This is a genomic window from Frigoribacterium sp. AP1 (assembly GCF_056680555.1).
The window spans coordinates 847402-860960 of sequence record NZ_CM155288.1; the positions used below are offsets into that span (position 1 = coordinate 847402).

14 protein-coding genes are annotated in these 13559 nt (G+C 72.3%); 4 read left to right on the forward strand and 10 right to left on the reverse strand.

Annotation, left to right across the window (positions count from 1 at the left end; genetic code table 11):
* Window positions 1–17: 17 nt before the first annotated feature.
* A complete protein-coding gene (locus tag AC1MBW_RS04080; RefSeq protein WP_480025550.1) occupies window positions 18–701 on the forward strand; it encodes a M15 family metallopeptidase in 684 nt (227 codons plus the stop codon).
* 20 nt (window positions 702–721) lie between these two features.
* On the opposite strand, the gene AC1MBW_RS04085 is transcribed toward AC1MBW_RS04080, so the two are convergent.
* From AC1MBW_RS04085 to AC1MBW_RS04095, 3 genes are all read right to left on the reverse strand, one after another.
* Window positions 722–2116: an ABC transporter permease gene (locus AC1MBW_RS04085; RefSeq protein ID WP_480025551.1), complete on the reverse strand. Its 1395-nt coding sequence runs from the start codon at window positions 2114–2116 to the stop codon at window positions 722–724.
* Window positions 2113–2919, reverse strand: a complete 807-nt coding sequence (locus tag AC1MBW_RS04090; RefSeq protein WP_480025552.1) for an ABC transporter ATP-binding protein — start codon at window positions 2917–2919, stop codon at window positions 2113–2115. Before AC1MBW_RS04090 ends, AC1MBW_RS04085 begins: the two co-directional genes overlap by 4 nt.
* A gap of 75 nt (window positions 2920–2994) precedes the next feature.
* On the reverse strand, window positions 2995–3540 hold the full coding sequence (locus tag AC1MBW_RS04095; protein ID WP_480025553.1) for a hypothetical protein: 546 nt from the start codon (window positions 3538–3540) through the stop codon (window positions 2995–2997).
* A 186-nt stretch (window positions 3541–3726) separates the two neighbouring features.
* Between AC1MBW_RS04095 and AC1MBW_RS04100 the strand changes: the two genes are divergently transcribed.
* Both AC1MBW_RS04100 and AC1MBW_RS04105 read left to right on the forward strand, forming a co-directional pair.
* Window positions 3727–4206 (forward strand): hypothetical protein, encoded by a 480-nt coding sequence (locus AC1MBW_RS04100; protein WP_480025554.1) that lies wholly within the window; start codon window positions 3727–3729, stop codon window positions 4204–4206.
* Between the two features lie 5 nt (window positions 4207–4211).
* Window positions 4212–4442 (forward strand): hypothetical protein, encoded by a 231-nt coding sequence (locus AC1MBW_RS04105; RefSeq protein WP_152970423.1) that lies wholly within the window; start codon window positions 4212–4214, stop codon window positions 4440–4442.
* A 495-nt stretch (window positions 4443–4937) separates the two neighbouring features.
* Here the strand turns inward: AC1MBW_RS04105 and AC1MBW_RS04110 are convergent, their stop codons facing one another.
* On the reverse strand, window positions 4938–5216 hold the full coding sequence (locus AC1MBW_RS04110) for a Rossmann-fold NAD(P)-binding domain-containing protein (RefSeq protein WP_054147555.1): 279 nt from the start codon (window positions 5214–5216) through the stop codon (window positions 4938–4940).
* 359 nt (window positions 5217–5575) lie between these two features.
* On the opposite strand from AC1MBW_RS04110, the gene AC1MBW_RS04115 reads away from it, so the two are divergent.
* The gene (locus tag AC1MBW_RS04115) at window positions 5576–6559 is read left to right on the forward strand and encodes an intradiol ring-cleavage dioxygenase (RefSeq protein ID WP_054147554.1); all 984 of its coding nucleotides are present in this window, start codon (window positions 5576–5578) and stop codon (window positions 6557–6559) included.
* A 133-nt stretch (window positions 6560–6692) separates the two neighbouring features.
* Here AC1MBW_RS04115 and AC1MBW_RS04120 read toward each other — a convergent pair whose 3' ends face one another.
* The 6 genes from AC1MBW_RS04120 to solA all read right to left on the reverse strand — a co-directional run bounded on the left by AC1MBW_RS04120 (window position 6693) and on the right by solA (window position 13461).
* The gene (locus AC1MBW_RS04120; RefSeq protein WP_480025555.1) at window positions 6693–7547 is read right to left on the reverse strand and encodes a glycoside hydrolase family 16 protein; all 855 of its coding nucleotides are present in this window, start codon (window positions 7545–7547) and stop codon (window positions 6693–6695) included.
* Window positions 7548–7615: 68 nt separating this feature from the next.
* Window positions 7616–9391: a hypothetical protein gene (locus AC1MBW_RS04125; RefSeq protein ID WP_054147553.1), complete on the reverse strand. Its 1776-nt coding sequence runs from the start codon at window positions 9389–9391 to the stop codon at window positions 7616–7618.
* A 187-nt stretch (window positions 9392–9578) separates the two neighbouring features.
* Window positions 9579–10346, reverse strand: a complete 768-nt coding sequence (locus AC1MBW_RS04130; RefSeq protein ID WP_054147552.1) for an amino acid ABC transporter ATP-binding protein — start codon at window positions 10344–10346, stop codon at window positions 9579–9581.
* Complete coding sequence (locus AC1MBW_RS04135) at window positions 10343–11161, reverse strand: amino acid ABC transporter permease (protein ID WP_480026070.1); 819 nt, start codon at window positions 11159–11161, stop codon at window positions 10343–10345. The genes AC1MBW_RS04130 and AC1MBW_RS04135 overlap by 4 nt, the downstream gene beginning before the upstream one ends.
* A gap of 70 nt (window positions 11162–11231) precedes the next feature.
* Window positions 11232–12062 carry an ABC transporter substrate-binding protein gene (locus AC1MBW_RS04140; RefSeq protein WP_054147551.1) on the reverse strand — a complete coding sequence of 277 codons (831 nt, stop codon included), beginning with the start codon at window positions 12060–12062 and terminating at the stop codon, window positions 11232–11234.
* Between the two features lie 82 nt (window positions 12063–12144).
* Window positions 12145–13461, reverse strand: a complete 1317-nt coding sequence (gene solA / locus AC1MBW_RS04145; RefSeq protein ID WP_480025556.1) for an N-methyl-L-tryptophan oxidase — start codon at window positions 13459–13461, stop codon at window positions 12145–12147.
* Window positions 13462–13559 lie beyond the last annotated feature (98 nt).

A 13559-nucleotide genomic window follows, 5' to 3' on the forward strand; every position in this document is an offset into this window, starting at 1 on the left:
CCCGTCGACTGAGGGGCATGCGAAACCTCGACCCGTCGCCCTCCACACGTCCCGTCCCCGCCCGACACCGACGACGCCCCGCCGTCGTCCTGGCCGTCGTCGCCGGTGCGATCGCGTTCTCGCTCGTCGTCCTCCTGGCGGTGGCCGTCGCGGTCTCCCGCGCCGCGACGGTGGACGGACCAGGAGGCGCGGGCCGGCTCCTCGGGACCGCCGCGGTCGGTGCCGCCCTCGGTCGGGACGAGGCGACGGGCGAGGCGGGCGGCGTCGTCCCGCCCGGGACCTCGCCGTTCGACGAGGACGTACCGGCCGTCTCGGGACTCGACCCGCGCCTCCTGGACGCCCTGCAGCGCGCCACGACCGACGCGGGCGACGACGACGTCGTGGTCGTCGTGAACGGCGGCTGGCGGTCGGCGGCGTACCAGGAGCAGCTGCTGGACGACGCCGTGGCCGAGTACGGCTCGCGCACCGAGGCGGCGCGGTGGGTGGCGACGCCCGAGACGTCGGCCCACGTGCACGGCGACGCGGTCGACGTGGGCTCGTGGGACGCGACCTCGTGGCTCTCGGAGAACGGCGCCGCGTACGGCCTCTGCCAGATCTACGAGAACGAGTCGTGGCACTACGAGCTGCGCCCCGAGGCCGTCGAGCAGGGCTGCCCGCCGATGTTCCGCGACCCGACCGAGGACCCGCGGATGCACCCCTAGGCGGTCGGGCCGCGCCCGCGTCAGCGGGCGGCGAGCGCCTCGACCGGGGTGACCGACGTGGCACGGCGAGCCGGGACGAGGGCAGCGACCCCGGCGAGCACGGCGGCCGTCACGGCCAGCCCGAGCAGAAGCGGCACGGGCAGCGTCGGCGCGATCAGCAGGCCCTGGTTCGCCGAGCCGAGCAGCGCCTGGGCTCCGGCCCAGCCGTAGACGACGCCGAGCACCACCCCGACGACGATCGCCGTCAGCGCCATCTGCGTCGCCTCGAGCAGGATCATGCGGCGCACCTGACCCGCGGTCGAGCCGATCGCGCGCAGCAGACCCAGCTCGCGCCTCCGTTGCATCACGCTCAACGACATGTCGTTCACCATGCCGACCGCGGCGATCACCGCGGAGAACCCGACCAGGCCGGCCACGATCAGCAGCGTCGTGGTGAAGACCTGATCGAGCTGGGCGGCGTAGGACGGGTCCTCCTCGAGCGCGTGGATGAACGTGCGCAGGGTCTCGAGCGCGACCGACAGGGTCGTGACGAGCGTGACGCCGATCACGACGCCGATCGTGGCGCGCGTGCTGCGCTCGGGCTGACGCAGGGCGTTCTCTGCGGCGAGGCGCGCCACCTGACCGCTGCCGAACGTGCGGCCGACCGCGTTGAGCACGGCGGGCATCAGGGCGTGGGCCCCGACGACGACGCCGGTGAACGAGAGCACGCCGCCGGCGAACGCGACGAGCACGCCCGAGGCGTCGGCCATGCCGAGCGCGACGCCGGCGACGAGCAGCAGACCGCCCCCGACGAACAGCAGGACGGCGAACACGGTGCGGACGACTCGGCGGGACCGCAGCCCGACGGGAGCGTCCTGAGCGGCGTCGGTGGCCTGCAACGGCGTCACCTGCAGCACCCGGCGCGAGCCCACCCAGGCGGCCGCGACCGTGGTCAGCACGACGGCGACCGCGGGGACGAGACCGCCGACCGAGAGGTACGAGTAGTCGAGGTCGGGCAGCTGCCCCCGACCCACGAGCACCCGCACGGCGACGACGACGAGCGCCAGACCCGCGAGCGTCCCCAGCACGGCCCCGGCGAGCCCGACGACGAGACCCTCGCGGGCCACGGCCCGACGCTGATCGCGCGCCGACGAACCGAGCAGGCGCATCAGGGCGATGGTCGGCGTGCGACCGGCGACCACGGTGGCGAAGGTGTTGGCCGTCACGATGGCGCCGACGTAGAGCGCGAGGCCGACGAAGACCGAGGCGACGGCGTCGAGCATGGTCGAGACGGTGCCGCTCGCCGCGACCGCCGACTGACCGATCACCTGCTCGAGCACGCGGCTGACGCCGAGCAGGCCGACGCCGAACGTCGTGCCGAGACCGGCGACGAGGATGCTGGGACGGTGCTCACGCAGCTGGTCGCCGGCGCTCACGCGACACGCTCCAGGTCGAGCATGACGCCCGAGATCTCGGCGGCGCTGCTGCGGTCGATCTCGTGCACGATGCGGCCGTCCGCGAGGAACACCACGCGGTCGGCGTAGCTCGCCGCGACCGGGTCGTGGGTCACCATCGCGATGCTCTGGCCGTGGTCGGTCGACGCGGTGCGCAGCACGTCGAGCACGTCGCGGCCGGCCTTCGAGTCGAGGTTGCCGGTGGGCTCGTCCGCGAAGATCAGGTCGGGCCTCGTGGCGAGGGCGCGGGCGATCGCGACGCGCTGCTGCTGCCCGCCCGAGAGCTGGTGGGGGCGGTGGGTCAGCCGGGCGCCGAGGCCGAGCGTGGCGACGAGCCAGTCGATCCAGGCCCGCTCGTCGGCGGTGGCACGGCGGCCGTCGAGGCGGAACGGCAGCTCGATGTTGGCCGACACGTCGAGGGTCGGCACGAGGTTGAACGCCTGGAAGACGAAGCCGATGCGACGGCGGCGCAGCAACGTCAGCTGGGTGTCGTCGAGCCCGGTGATGTCGGTGTCCCCGAGCAGCACCTGCCCCGAGGTGGCCGAGTCGAGGCCGGCGGTGATGTGCATCAGCGTCGACTTGCCCGAACCACTCGGGCCCATGACGGCGGTGAACTGCCCGGCCGGCAGGTCGAGCGAGACGTCGCGCAGCGCGTCGACGCGGCCGTCGCCCTGACCGAAGGACTTCGTGACGTTCCGGACGCGGGCGACGGGGCCCGCGCCTCCTCGGGTCGGGTCGGCGGGACGGGCGGACGGGACGCCCTGGGGCTGGTCGGGACGGGACATGGTGGTCTTCCTGTTCGTGAGGCGGGAGCGGGAGGCGGGAGCGGGAGGCGTGAGCCGGTGGGGTGCGTCGGGCGATCAGTGGCGCAGCGTCGAGTTGCCGTCGTCGCCGGGCACCGCGTCGACGGTGGTCCAGCTGGCCCAGCGGCCGTCGACCTGGGCGACGACGCGCCCGTCGCCGCAGCTGACGAGCCCCGAGGTCGGCAGGGGTTCGGGCAGCGTGGCCGGGTCGAGGGCGGGGCCGCCGAGGTCGCCGTCGACGGGCGTGCACCCCGCGAGGTCGGGGCCGGTCTCCGACGCGAACGAGAGCTCGTAACCGGGCTCCTGCGTGTCGAGGCGCACGTCGATGTCGCGGGCGTCGGCGGGCACCCACTCGGGCAGGAACCAGGCGACGTCGGTCGAGTCGGCCGAGCTCGGCGCGTCGGCCGCGGTGTCGAAGTGGCGCTCCTGCACCTGCTCGGCGCCGAGCGCGCTCGTCGCGGCGTCGGCCATGCCCGAGCAGCCGGTGAGCGTGACGGCGGCGAGCGCCGCGAGGCCGAGACCGGCGGCGAGGGCACCGCGGCGACGGATGGTGGTGGACGAGGAGGCGCGGGTGGCGATGGTCGCGGAGGTCGTGTCGGTCATGTCTACGATCCTCGCCGCGGGGCCCGGTACCGGAACATCACATGAACCCACGGACGCGCGCGGGGGTTATCCCCCGACGGCCCCTCGTCGAGGCCGACGCCCTAGGGTGGTGAGCAACGCTCGGTGCATAGACGTCCGGGCCGACCGCGGGTGGGCGGGGTCCCGCCCGAGAACGAGGGGGACATCGTGACCGACCACCGAGGACTGGGCCAGGGCGACGTCGCGACCGGAGCTGCCGCGGTCGACCCGCGGATCGCCCTCACGGCCACGCCGTTCGTCACCGCGATCGCGCTCTCGCCGATCGTCGCGATGGGTGTCGTGGTGGTGACCCTGCGACGCGCTCTCGAACTGGCCGTCCCGGGCCGGACGGGCGTCGACGCCGGCGACCTGGGCGTCGTCCAGATCGCCTCGCTCGTGCTCTGGATCGGCATCGTGCTGCTCGCCTGGCTCGACCACCGCACCCTGCGGACCCGCGGGCTCGAGAGGCCGTTCTCATGGGCGTGGGCGATCCTCAGCCCGCTCATCTACCTGATCGGTCGCAGCGTCGTCGTGCGCCGCCGGGTCGGCGGCAGCGCCGCGCCGCTCTGGCTCTACCTCGGGCTGACGGTCCTGGGGTTCGCCGTCGCCATGATCATCGTCGTCTCGTCGGGGGTGCCGGCACCGTGAGCATCGTGGACGTCAGCACCGTCGTCGTCGTCTGTCTGGTCGTCGCCGTCGGCGTCGTGGCCGCCGTCGGTGTGGTCCGGCGCGGACGCCGTGATCGGGCGATCGCCGCCCACCTCGACGCCACGGACCCCGGGGCCGGCGTCCGTGCCCAGGCCGAGTCCGAGCGCCGGCACGAGGGCCCTCGCGGCGAAGCGGGCGGCATGTCCCGCTCGGCCGGCGGCAAGAACTCGGCCTGAGTCCCGCCTCGCAGCTACCCCCTCGACGGGGGGCCACGTCGATGGTCGGGTCGACCCCTGGACAACCGAGGCATGATCACCTTATCTTTCTCGTACACGTCGGGCCGATCCCACCCACCGTCCGCCGCGCCACAGTTCTCCCCTCAGCCCGGACCTCGCTGATCAGGCCGCACGACTTGCGCCCTCGAGGTCTCACCCGTTGATCTCGTGGACGCAAGCAGCCCCACCCGACGGGGCTGCGCATCGGCGGGCACCTGGCCCCCGAACCGCCAGGTGCCCGCCACCTCTCGGGCCGTGTCGTCGACGCTGAGAACACGATCGGCGGCACGCGGGTAGCGTCACACGAGTCGAAGGCGTTTCTTGCGTCTTCATTGGCCGGTGTTGCTTGCATCCCTGCCCGTGAAGCTCATGCGACAACATCGGCATCTGGGGCACGGCTGCGGACTCTTCCGCGGCCGTGCCCCTCTCTCGTCTTCGACCGACGTGACGCGACGCTCAGCGGCTCGAGCCGTACGCCCCCGCGTCGAGGTCCTCGAGCAGGGTCGGTCCGGTCGGGGCCCACCCCAGAAGGCGACGCGTGGCCTCCGACGACGCGGCCAGGTCGAGGCCGAGCGCGACCGCACGTGCTGCGTCCGACCGGTGCACGGCCGGCCACCGGTTCGTCCCGTCGCCCGGGTAGGCCGAGACGCCCTTCTCCCGGGCGACGGCGACGAGCGCCGCGACGAACCCGCGGTCGCCCACCCCGTGCACGGTCGGTGCGAAGCGGACGCTCACCGTGTGGACTCCCCGCTCGGCCGCGTCCAGGGCCAGGTTCTCACTGCCGCCGCGCGGGGCGTCCGGACCACGGAACGGCGTGCGGTCCGTCTCGGTGGCGCACGCTCACCGGCTGACGGAGGCCCGCGAACGGAAGCCCGAGACCCCAGGAAGTCGCCGAGACCCTGCGGCGCGAGCGGGTGTCTCGGCGAGTTCCCGGGGTCTCGGCGACCACCGGAGGAGGCGCGGTGCGAGGAGGTCTCGCACCGCGCCTCCTTCATGGGTGGTTCATCGGAGGCGCAGGGCCGGGTCATCGGGACCGGCGTCAGGCTGACGGCGATCCCATCCGAGGCGACCAGCCCCGAGCCGAGAGCGTGACCATGAGCGACCCCCGTCCCACCCGCATCCCCGAACCCGACCGCACTCCCGAGGGCCCCGCCTACGAGGGCCGACTGCTCGACCGCGTCGACGACGAGGTCGTCGACCAGGGCGTCGCCTTCGACCTGCGGACGCTCGTCTCGCGCCGCAGCGTGCTGAGCCTGATCGGGCTCGGCGCGGGCAGCGTCGTGCTCGCCGCCTGCACGTCGGCCACGGGGACGGGCGGAACCGGCGCCTCCTCGACCGCCACGGCGACGCCGAGCCCGAGCGCGTCCGCGGGCACGGCGACCACGCTGCCGGCGGGTGAGATCCCCGACGAGACCGCCGGGCCCTACCCGGGCGACGGGTCGAACGGGGCCGACGTGCTCGAACGGTCGGGCATCGTGCGCAGCGACATCCGGTCGAGCCTCGACGGCGGCACCACCGCGGCGGGGGTGCCGATCACGCTGAGCATGACGGTGCTCGACATGGCGAACGGTGACGTGCCGTTCGCCGACGTCGCCGTCTACGTCTGGCACTGCGACGCGGCCGGCGGGTACTCGATGTACTCGGACGGCATCACGGACGAGACCTACCTGCGCGGCGTGCAGGTCGCCGACGCCTCCGGCACCGTGACCTTCTCGTCGGTCTTCCCGGCCTGCTACTCGGGGCGGTGGCCGCACATCCACTTCGAGGTCTACCCCGACGTGGGGTCGATCACCGATTCGACGAACGCGATCGCCACGTCACAGCTCGCCCTGCCCGAGGACGCGTGTCGGACCGTCTACGCACTGAGCGAGTACGACGGCTCGACGGCGAACCTGAGCCAGGTGAGCCTCGCGAGCGACAACGTGTTCAGCGACGACAGCGGGGCGCTGCAGCTGCCTACGGTGACCGGCGACGCGACGTCGGGCTACGCGCTGGCCCTGACCGTCCGCGTCGACACGGGCACCAGGCCCACCGCCGCTGCCGCACCCGGCGGCGGCGGCGCCCCAGGCTCGCGCTGAGCCGACGAGACCCCAGGATCTCGCCGAGACCCTTCCGCGCGGACGGGTGTCTCGGCGAGTTTCCGGGGTCTCGCGAGCACGCGAGGAGGCGCGGTGCGAGACCTCCTCACACCGCGCCTCCTCGGGTCGTCGCCTACCGGTACACGCGCACGTAGTCGACCTTCATCTGCTGCGGCAGCTGGGTGCTGCCGTCGGGGTAGCCGGGCCAGGCACCTCCGACCGCGACGTTGAGGATGATGAAGAAGGGCTTGTCGAAGACCCACGGGTCGCCGCCCGTGCTGGCCGGCGTGACCTGGTGGTAGACCTGCCCGTCGACCGACCACGTGATCGAGCCGGGGGCCCAGTCGACCGCGAAGGTGTGGAAGTCGTCGGCTATCGACCAGCCCTGCGGGTGCTGCCACGTGCTGGTCAGGCCCTCACCGCCCGAGTAGCCGGGGCCGTGCACGGTGCCGTGCACGCGATGCGGTTCGAAGCCGACGTTCTCCATGATGTCGATCTCACCCGCGCTCGGCCAGGCGTTCGTCGGCAGGTCGGCGCCGAGCATCCAGAAGGCCGGCCAGATGCCCTGACCCCGCGGGATCTGGATGCGGGCCTCGACCCGGCCGTACTGCGCCGTGTACTTGTTCTGCGTGGTGAGCCTGGCCGACGTGTACGAGCCGTCGCCCTCACGCTTCGCGGTGATCACGAGGTTGCCGTTGCCGTCGAGCGCCGAGTTCGCCCGCGAGCTCGTGTAGTTCTGCAACTCGCCGTTGCCCCAGCCGCCCCCTCCGGTCTCGAGGTTCCAGACCGAGGGGTCGGGTGCGCTGCCGGCGCCACCGTCGAACTCCTGGGACCAGACGATCGCCTGCTGGGCCGAGGTCTCGGCCGAGGCCGGGGCGGGTGCGGCGGCGATCGTGGTCGCGGCGAGCGCGGCGGCGGCGGCCAGGCCGGCGCCGGTCAAGGTCCGTCGCGTCAGGGCGCGTCTCGTCAGGTGCTGGTGGGTTCTCATGATGTCTCCGCTCGTCGTCGTGCGTCGATCCGTGTCCGTGCGTGGGTTCTTGCGGCTGAGGCGGGCGCTCACGGGTAGGTCACCACCCGGCTCGGGACGGTGTTGCCCGCGGGCGTCGGCACCGAGTCGCCGACGCCGTTGATGACGCTCGAGATCGTGCCGACGTCACCCAGCGAGACGGTGAAGACGCCGTGGGCCTTCACGCCCGCCGTGTGGGGCACCTCGAACGCCTGGGCCAGGCGCACCTGCGGGTTGGCGTTGAAGAACGAGTAGACGCCGCCACCCCAGATCTCGTGGCTGGTCACGCCGTCGGCGACCTTGTACGCCGCCCAGCCCTCGCCGGTCGGGCTCCGCCACGACGCGTTGTCGGGCACGTCGTACGGCAGCTCGTTCTGGAAGAAGATGGTGCGACCACGCTCGCCGTTCCACACCACCTGGTACTGCTGGTAGTGCTCGACGAACAGTCCGGTGGCCAGGACGTCGTCGCCGTTCACCTCGACGCCGGTCGCACCGCGGTTGACGGTCCAGCCCGTGGGGGCGCCGCCGTGGTCGGCACGCCAGGCCCAGATGTGGTCGACGATCGTGTCGTCCGAGTTGACCTGCAACGTGGTGGTCGCGTTGCCCTGGATGCTCGAGCCGACGCGGAAGTACACGTCCTGCACGCTCTGCGGGTTCGCCGCGTGGTCGACGTGCGAGCCCGTGGTGCCGAGTCGCATCAGCTGGTCGCTGTTCTGCGTGCCGGCGTCGACGACGAGGCCCGAGACGGTCACCCCGGCCACGTCGGCCGTCGTCAACACGGCGTTGCCACTGGTCGGCACGAGCGTCGGGAAGCCGATGCCGGTGACGACCGTGTCGGCGCGCGTGACCTCGATCGCCTGGTCGAGCCGGTAGGTGCCCGGCGTGAAGAACAGGTTCAGGCCCTGGGCCAAGGCACCGTTGATCGTCGCGGCCGAGTCCCCCGGGTGGGCCACGTAGAAGTCGCGCATCGGCAGGTCGGTGCCGGCCGTGTCGGGCCAGCTGACCCCGGCCGAGTCCCGCTGCAGTGCAGGGACGAACACGTGGTAGTCGCCGGCGTCGTCGACGTAGAGGTACGGCTTCTCGCGCGTGACCGGGGTCGTGGCGAGCGTCGTGTAGCTCTTCGAGAAATCGTTCGCGGGGGCACCCTGCACGCCCGAGAAGGTCATGTTCCAGTTGCCGCCCTGCCACGACCCGAGGGTCGAGTCACGGGTGTACCACTGCTGCTGCGAACCCGAGGTGACGGTGCCGTCGACCTTGCTGTCGGCGATGTAGCCGCCCGACGAGTAGCCCTGCCCGCCGTCCTGGTTCGACGGGCCCATCGTGAGGTCGCCCCTGATGTGGACGCGACGCATGGGGGCCGCCTGCGACACGGCCCAGCGGTCGACGCCCGACTCGGGCTCGACGGCCAGGTTCTCGACCGACCGCCAGAAGTTCTGCGTGGCGTTCTTCTCGTCGCCGTGGTTCCAGCCCGAGTCGACGTTGACCGCACCCTGGATCGTGACGTCGTCGGGGTTCTTGCCGAGCCCCTGCAGTGCCGTGTAGAAGCCCAGGTTCGCGAAGACCCGGCCGTAGGTGCCGGGCTCGAACAGGAAGGCGTGTCGCTGGTCTCCGAACTGCGCCGTCGGGTTGCGCAGCTGCGCCTCGAAGGCCGCGTCGATGTCGGCCTGGATGGTCGAGGCCGGCACGCTCGGGTCGTACACGGTCACGTTCGGGCCGAAGTCCGGCCGGTCGCTGGTGGTCACGGCCGGTGCCGACTGCGCGGCGAGCGCGGGCACCACCGCCCCCACGACGCTCGCGGCGACCCCCGCCGCGATCAGAGTCCTCATCCGTCTGTGCATGATCTTCTCGTCTCCGGTGGCGTCGTTGCCACCCGCTCCGGACGCTACGCCCGCCTCGACGACGAAACAAGACCCCCCTGTCCAGTACGCGAACGGGGGGCACGTGAAAAGTGCGGAGACTGCAGGAGGCGCGGTGCCGGTCGTGCCGACACCGCGCCTCCTCGGGTCTCTCGGTTCAGAGCACCTGGTCGAGGAAGGTCTTCAGCCGGTCGGTGCGCGGGTGGTCGAAGAGCTGGGCCGGCGGCCCGGCCTCGACGACGACGCCGCGGTCCATGAAGACGACCTGGTCGGCGGCCTCGCGGGCGAAGCCCATCTCGTGGGTGACCACGACCATGGTCATGCCCGCACCGGCCAGCCCCTTCATCAGGGCGAGCACGCCCTTCACCAGCTCGGGGTCGAGCGCCGACGTGGCCTCGTCGAAGAGCATCACCTCGGGTCCGAGCGCCAGGGCCCGGGCGATGGCGACGCGCTGCTTCTGGCCGCCCGAGAGCGACGCAGGGCGGACGTCGGCCTTCTCGGCGAGCCCGACCTCGGTGAGACGTTCGAGCGCGACCCGACGAGCCTCGGCCGCCGACACCCGACGGACCCGACGCAGCGGCAGCACGATGTTGTCGAGCACCGTCCGGTGCGGGAACAGGTTGAAGTGCTGGAACACCATGCCGACCCGACGACGCAGCGCGTCCTCGGAGCCGTGCAGCACGTCGGTCCCGTCGAGCAGCACCTCGCCGCCCGAGGGCTCCTCGAGGCGGTTGACGCAGCGCAGCACGGTGGACTTGCCCGAGCCCGACGGGCCGATGATGCAGGTCGTCGTGCCGGCGGGCACCACGAGGTCGATGCCGTGCAGCACCCGGGTGGCCCCGAAGTCCTTGGTCAGCCCCCGGATCTCGAGGTCGCCGGCGGACTGGACCGAGGGCACGGCAGGAGGCGCGGTGAGGGTGGTCATCGAGGGGCTCCTGACGTGGCGGGGGCGAGGGGTTCGGCGGTGGGTGCGGACGTGGCCGAGGTGGCGCCCACGGCGTCTGCGGCCGGTGCCGGCGATGCCGAGGCCGAGGCCGACGGCGGGGTGCCCGGCGGAACCGTGCCCGACGGACGCCGTCCGAACGAGCGGCCCTCGCGGAGTCGACGATCGATGACGTTGACCAGGTGCGTGAGCGGCACCGTGATGATCAGGTAGAACACGCCCGCCAGCACGAGCGGCGAGAGGTTGCCGTTCGTGATGGCCGCGTCCTGGCCGATGCGGAACAGCTCGCGCTGCGACGTGATCAGCCCGAGGAAGTACACCAGGGACGAGTCCTTCACGATGGCGATGAACTGGTTGACCAGCGACGGCAGCACCTGCCGGACGCCCTGCGGGATCACGACGAGTCGCATCGAGTCCCCGTGGCTCATGCCCAGGGCGCGCGACGCCTCGAGCTGGCCCCGGTCGACCGCGAGGATGCCGGCCCGGAAGATCTCGCCGATGTACGCACTGGCGATCAGGCTGAGGGCCAGGATGCCCAGCGGGTACGGGTTGCCCCGCGTGAACAGGTTGAACAGCGGCGACAGGCCCGTCCCGATCAGCAGGATCGTCAGGATGGCGGGGAGCCCACGGAACACGTCGGTGTAGATGCGGCTGAGCACGCGGGGCAGGAGGTGACGACTCGTGCCCATCACGGCGAGCAGCAGGCCGACCACGACGCCGATCGCCGTGGCGCAGATCGCCAGCAGCAGCGTGTTCCACACCCCGTAGGCGAGCATGTCGGGCAAGGTGCGCATCATCGCCTCGCCGTCGAAGAAGCTGCGGCCGATGTTGGCCAGCGCGTCGGAGAAGTTCACGGTCGCACCCCGCTCACTCGCTCGGCTGGAACTCGTCGGGCACGGGCTGGTCCGGGAAGAACCGCTGGTCGATCTCGAGCCAGGTGCCGTCGGCGACGATGTCGGCCACGGCCCCGTCCACGGCCGTCTTCAATGCGTCGTTGCCCTTCGCGATCGGGAAGCCGACCGGGAACTCGGGCACGGCGACGTTGATCGCGATGCTCTGCGAGCCGTTCGACGCCGCCGCGTACTCCTCGGCCACGGGGAAGTCGAGGAAGTGCGCGTCGATCGTGCCCGAGCTCAGCGCCGCGACGGCGCTGTTGTTGTCGGGGAAGCGGACGAGCTCGGCACCGGTGAAGTTCTCCTGCGCGTAGCTGTCCTGGATGGTGCCCTGGACGATGCCGAGCCGCTTGCCGTCGAGCGAGGACTCGTCGTCGGTGATGCCCGAGCCGTCGGCGGCCAGCACCGAGATGTACCCGATGAAGTAGTGGTCGCTGAAGTCGACCGTCTTCTCGCGCTCCTCGGTGTCGCTGATGGACGCGGCCGCCATGTCGAGCTGCCCGTTGGCGACGGCGGGCAGCAGGGCCGAGAACTCCTGGGTGACGAACTCGGTCTTCAGCCCGAGGCGCTTCGCGACCTCCTTCGCCATCTCGACGTCGAAGCCCTGCAGCTCGCCGTCCTCGGTGTAGGCGTACGGCTTGGTGTCGCCGGTCGTGCCGATGCGCAGCGTGCCGGCCGAGATGGTGCCCAGCTCGTTCGAGGCGCCGGCCTCGGCGCCGCCCGACGAGCAGGCGGTCAGGGCGAGGCCGAGGGCGGCGACCGCGGCGAGGGCGGCCGTGAGGCGGGTGGTCGTTCGTCTGGTCATGGTTCTCTCCTGTCAGGGCGGTGCGAGGCGGTGCGGTGCGAGGGGAGTGCGGGGTGGGTTCGGGAGGCGCGGGTCGGCCGGGTCAGGACGGCACCGTCAGGCGCTCGGTCGCGTCGGTCGCCGCGGCCGGGCCGGCTGTCGCGGCGCGGGTCGCCTCGTGGTCGTCCTCGTCGAGCCAGGACGTGCCGTCGTAGCCGCGGTCCGGGCTCATGAAGTCGATGTCGGTGAACGGCTCTTCGTCGACGGCGAGCTGCGCGAGCAGCTCGCCGATAGCGGGGGCGTGCTTGAAGCCGTGGCCGCTGTCGCCGCCGGCGACGACGACGCGGGGGTCGCCGCCCGGGTGGCCGATGACGAACTGGCGGTCGGGCGAGTTCGTCACCATGCAGGCGATCGCCTTGGCGGGAGTCGGGTCGAGCCCCGGGAAGGCCCGGGCCACGGCCGCCGAGAGCATGCCGTAGTCCGCCGCGGGGTGGATGTACCGGTCGACCGTGTCGGCCTCGGCGTCCTCGAAGGCGCCGCCCGAGTCCTCGAGCCCGATCTTGACGGCGTAGCCGTCGCCGTCGCCGTGGTCCGCGCCGTGACCCCAGAGGGTGGTGCCGTCGGGCAGCTGGCGGATGAACACCGGGAACGCCGCGAGGTCGAAGTCGCCGCCCGGTGCCGTCGCCTCGGGAGTCGTGCCCTCGAACCAGAACAGCGGGGTGCGGCGGGCGACGAGCGGGTGGTCGACGAACTGCGGGGTCCAGGCCCCGAGCGTCACCACGACGCGGGCGGCCCGCAGCACGCGTCCGCCGGCCGTGACCTCGACTCCCCCGTCGATCGGGTCGATCGATGTCACCCGGGTGTCGGTCAGCACCGTCGCCCCGAGCGACCGGGCCACCTCGACGGCGGCCCGCACGCCCTTCTCGGGGTAGCTGATGCCGGCGGCGGGGTCCCACACGCCGATGTCGTCCGGGCCGAAGCCGGCGTACTGCGGGAAGCGGGCGACGAGCTCGTCGTGCTCGAACACGGTCGACTCGAGTCCGGCCTCGTGGACCGCTCGCAGGGTGCCGGCGACGACGTGGCCGTCGCGGGGGCCGACCATGACGCCACCCGTCTGACGTAACAGGGTCTGTCCGGTGCGCTCGCCCAGGTCGTACCAGAGGTCGCGCGCGCGGGTCGCGATCGGGGCGAGCCCCGGGTGCTCCATGCAGGCGATGCGGAACAGCCGGGTGGCGCCGTGGGTCGAGCCCATCGGGTGGCCGATGCCGAAGCGCTCGACGCCGATCACGCGCTGCCCGCGCTCGGCGAGCCGCCAGAGCGCCTGGGCTCCCCAGGCGCCGAGACCGACGACGATGACGTCGGCGTCGAGGGACGGGTCGAGGGGTCCGGGTGCCGAGGAGGCGCTGGTGGCGTCGTTCATGGAGCCTGTCTATCGAGCCGATGCTTGCGCTCTCAAATACCAAAAAGGGATGATCTGATACCCGCTGCGTATGAGACGCGACCGACGAGAGGCCGACG

What these genes read in the sequence shown, in the direction of transcription:
- AC1MBW_RS04080 (WP_480025550.1), top strand. Translation starts at nt 18, where the DNA reads ATGCGAAACCTCGACCCGTCGCCCTCCACACGTCCCGTCCCCGCCCGA.
- AC1MBW_RS04090 (WP_480025552.1), bottom strand. Translation starts at nt 2,919, where the DNA reads ATGTCCCGTCCCGACCAGCCCCAGGGCGTCCCGTCCGCCCGTCCCGCC.
- AC1MBW_RS04095 (WP_480025553.1), bottom strand. Translation starts at nt 3,540, where the DNA reads ATGACCGACACGACCTCCGCGACCATCGCCACCCGCGCCTCCTCGTCC.
- AC1MBW_RS04115 (WP_054147554.1), top strand. Translation starts at nt 5,576, where the DNA reads ATGAGCGACCCCCGTCCCACCCGCATCCCCGAACCCGACCGCACTCCC.
- AC1MBW_RS04120 (WP_480025555.1), bottom strand. Translation starts at nt 7,547, where the DNA reads ATGAGAACCCACCAGCACCTGACGAGACGCGCCCTGACGCGACGGACC.
- AC1MBW_RS04125 (WP_054147553.1), bottom strand. Translation starts at nt 9,391, where the DNA reads ATGAGGACTCTGATCGCGGCGGGGGTCGCCGCGAGCGTCGTGGGGGCG.
- AC1MBW_RS04130 (WP_054147552.1), bottom strand. Translation starts at nt 10,346, where the DNA reads ATGACCACCCTCACCGCGCCTCCTGCCGTGCCCTCGGTCCAGTCCGCC.
- AC1MBW_RS04135 (WP_480026070.1), bottom strand. Translation starts at nt 11,161, where the DNA reads ATGATGCGCACCTTGCCCGACATGCTCGCCTACGGGGTGTGGAACACG.
- AC1MBW_RS04140 (WP_054147551.1), bottom strand. Translation starts at nt 12,062, where the DNA reads ATGACCAGACGAACGACCACCCGCCTCACGGCCGCCCTCGCCGCGGTC.
- solA (WP_480025556.1), bottom strand. Translation starts at nt 13,461, where the DNA reads ATGAACGACGCCACCAGCGCCTCCTCGGCACCCGGACCCCTCGACCCG.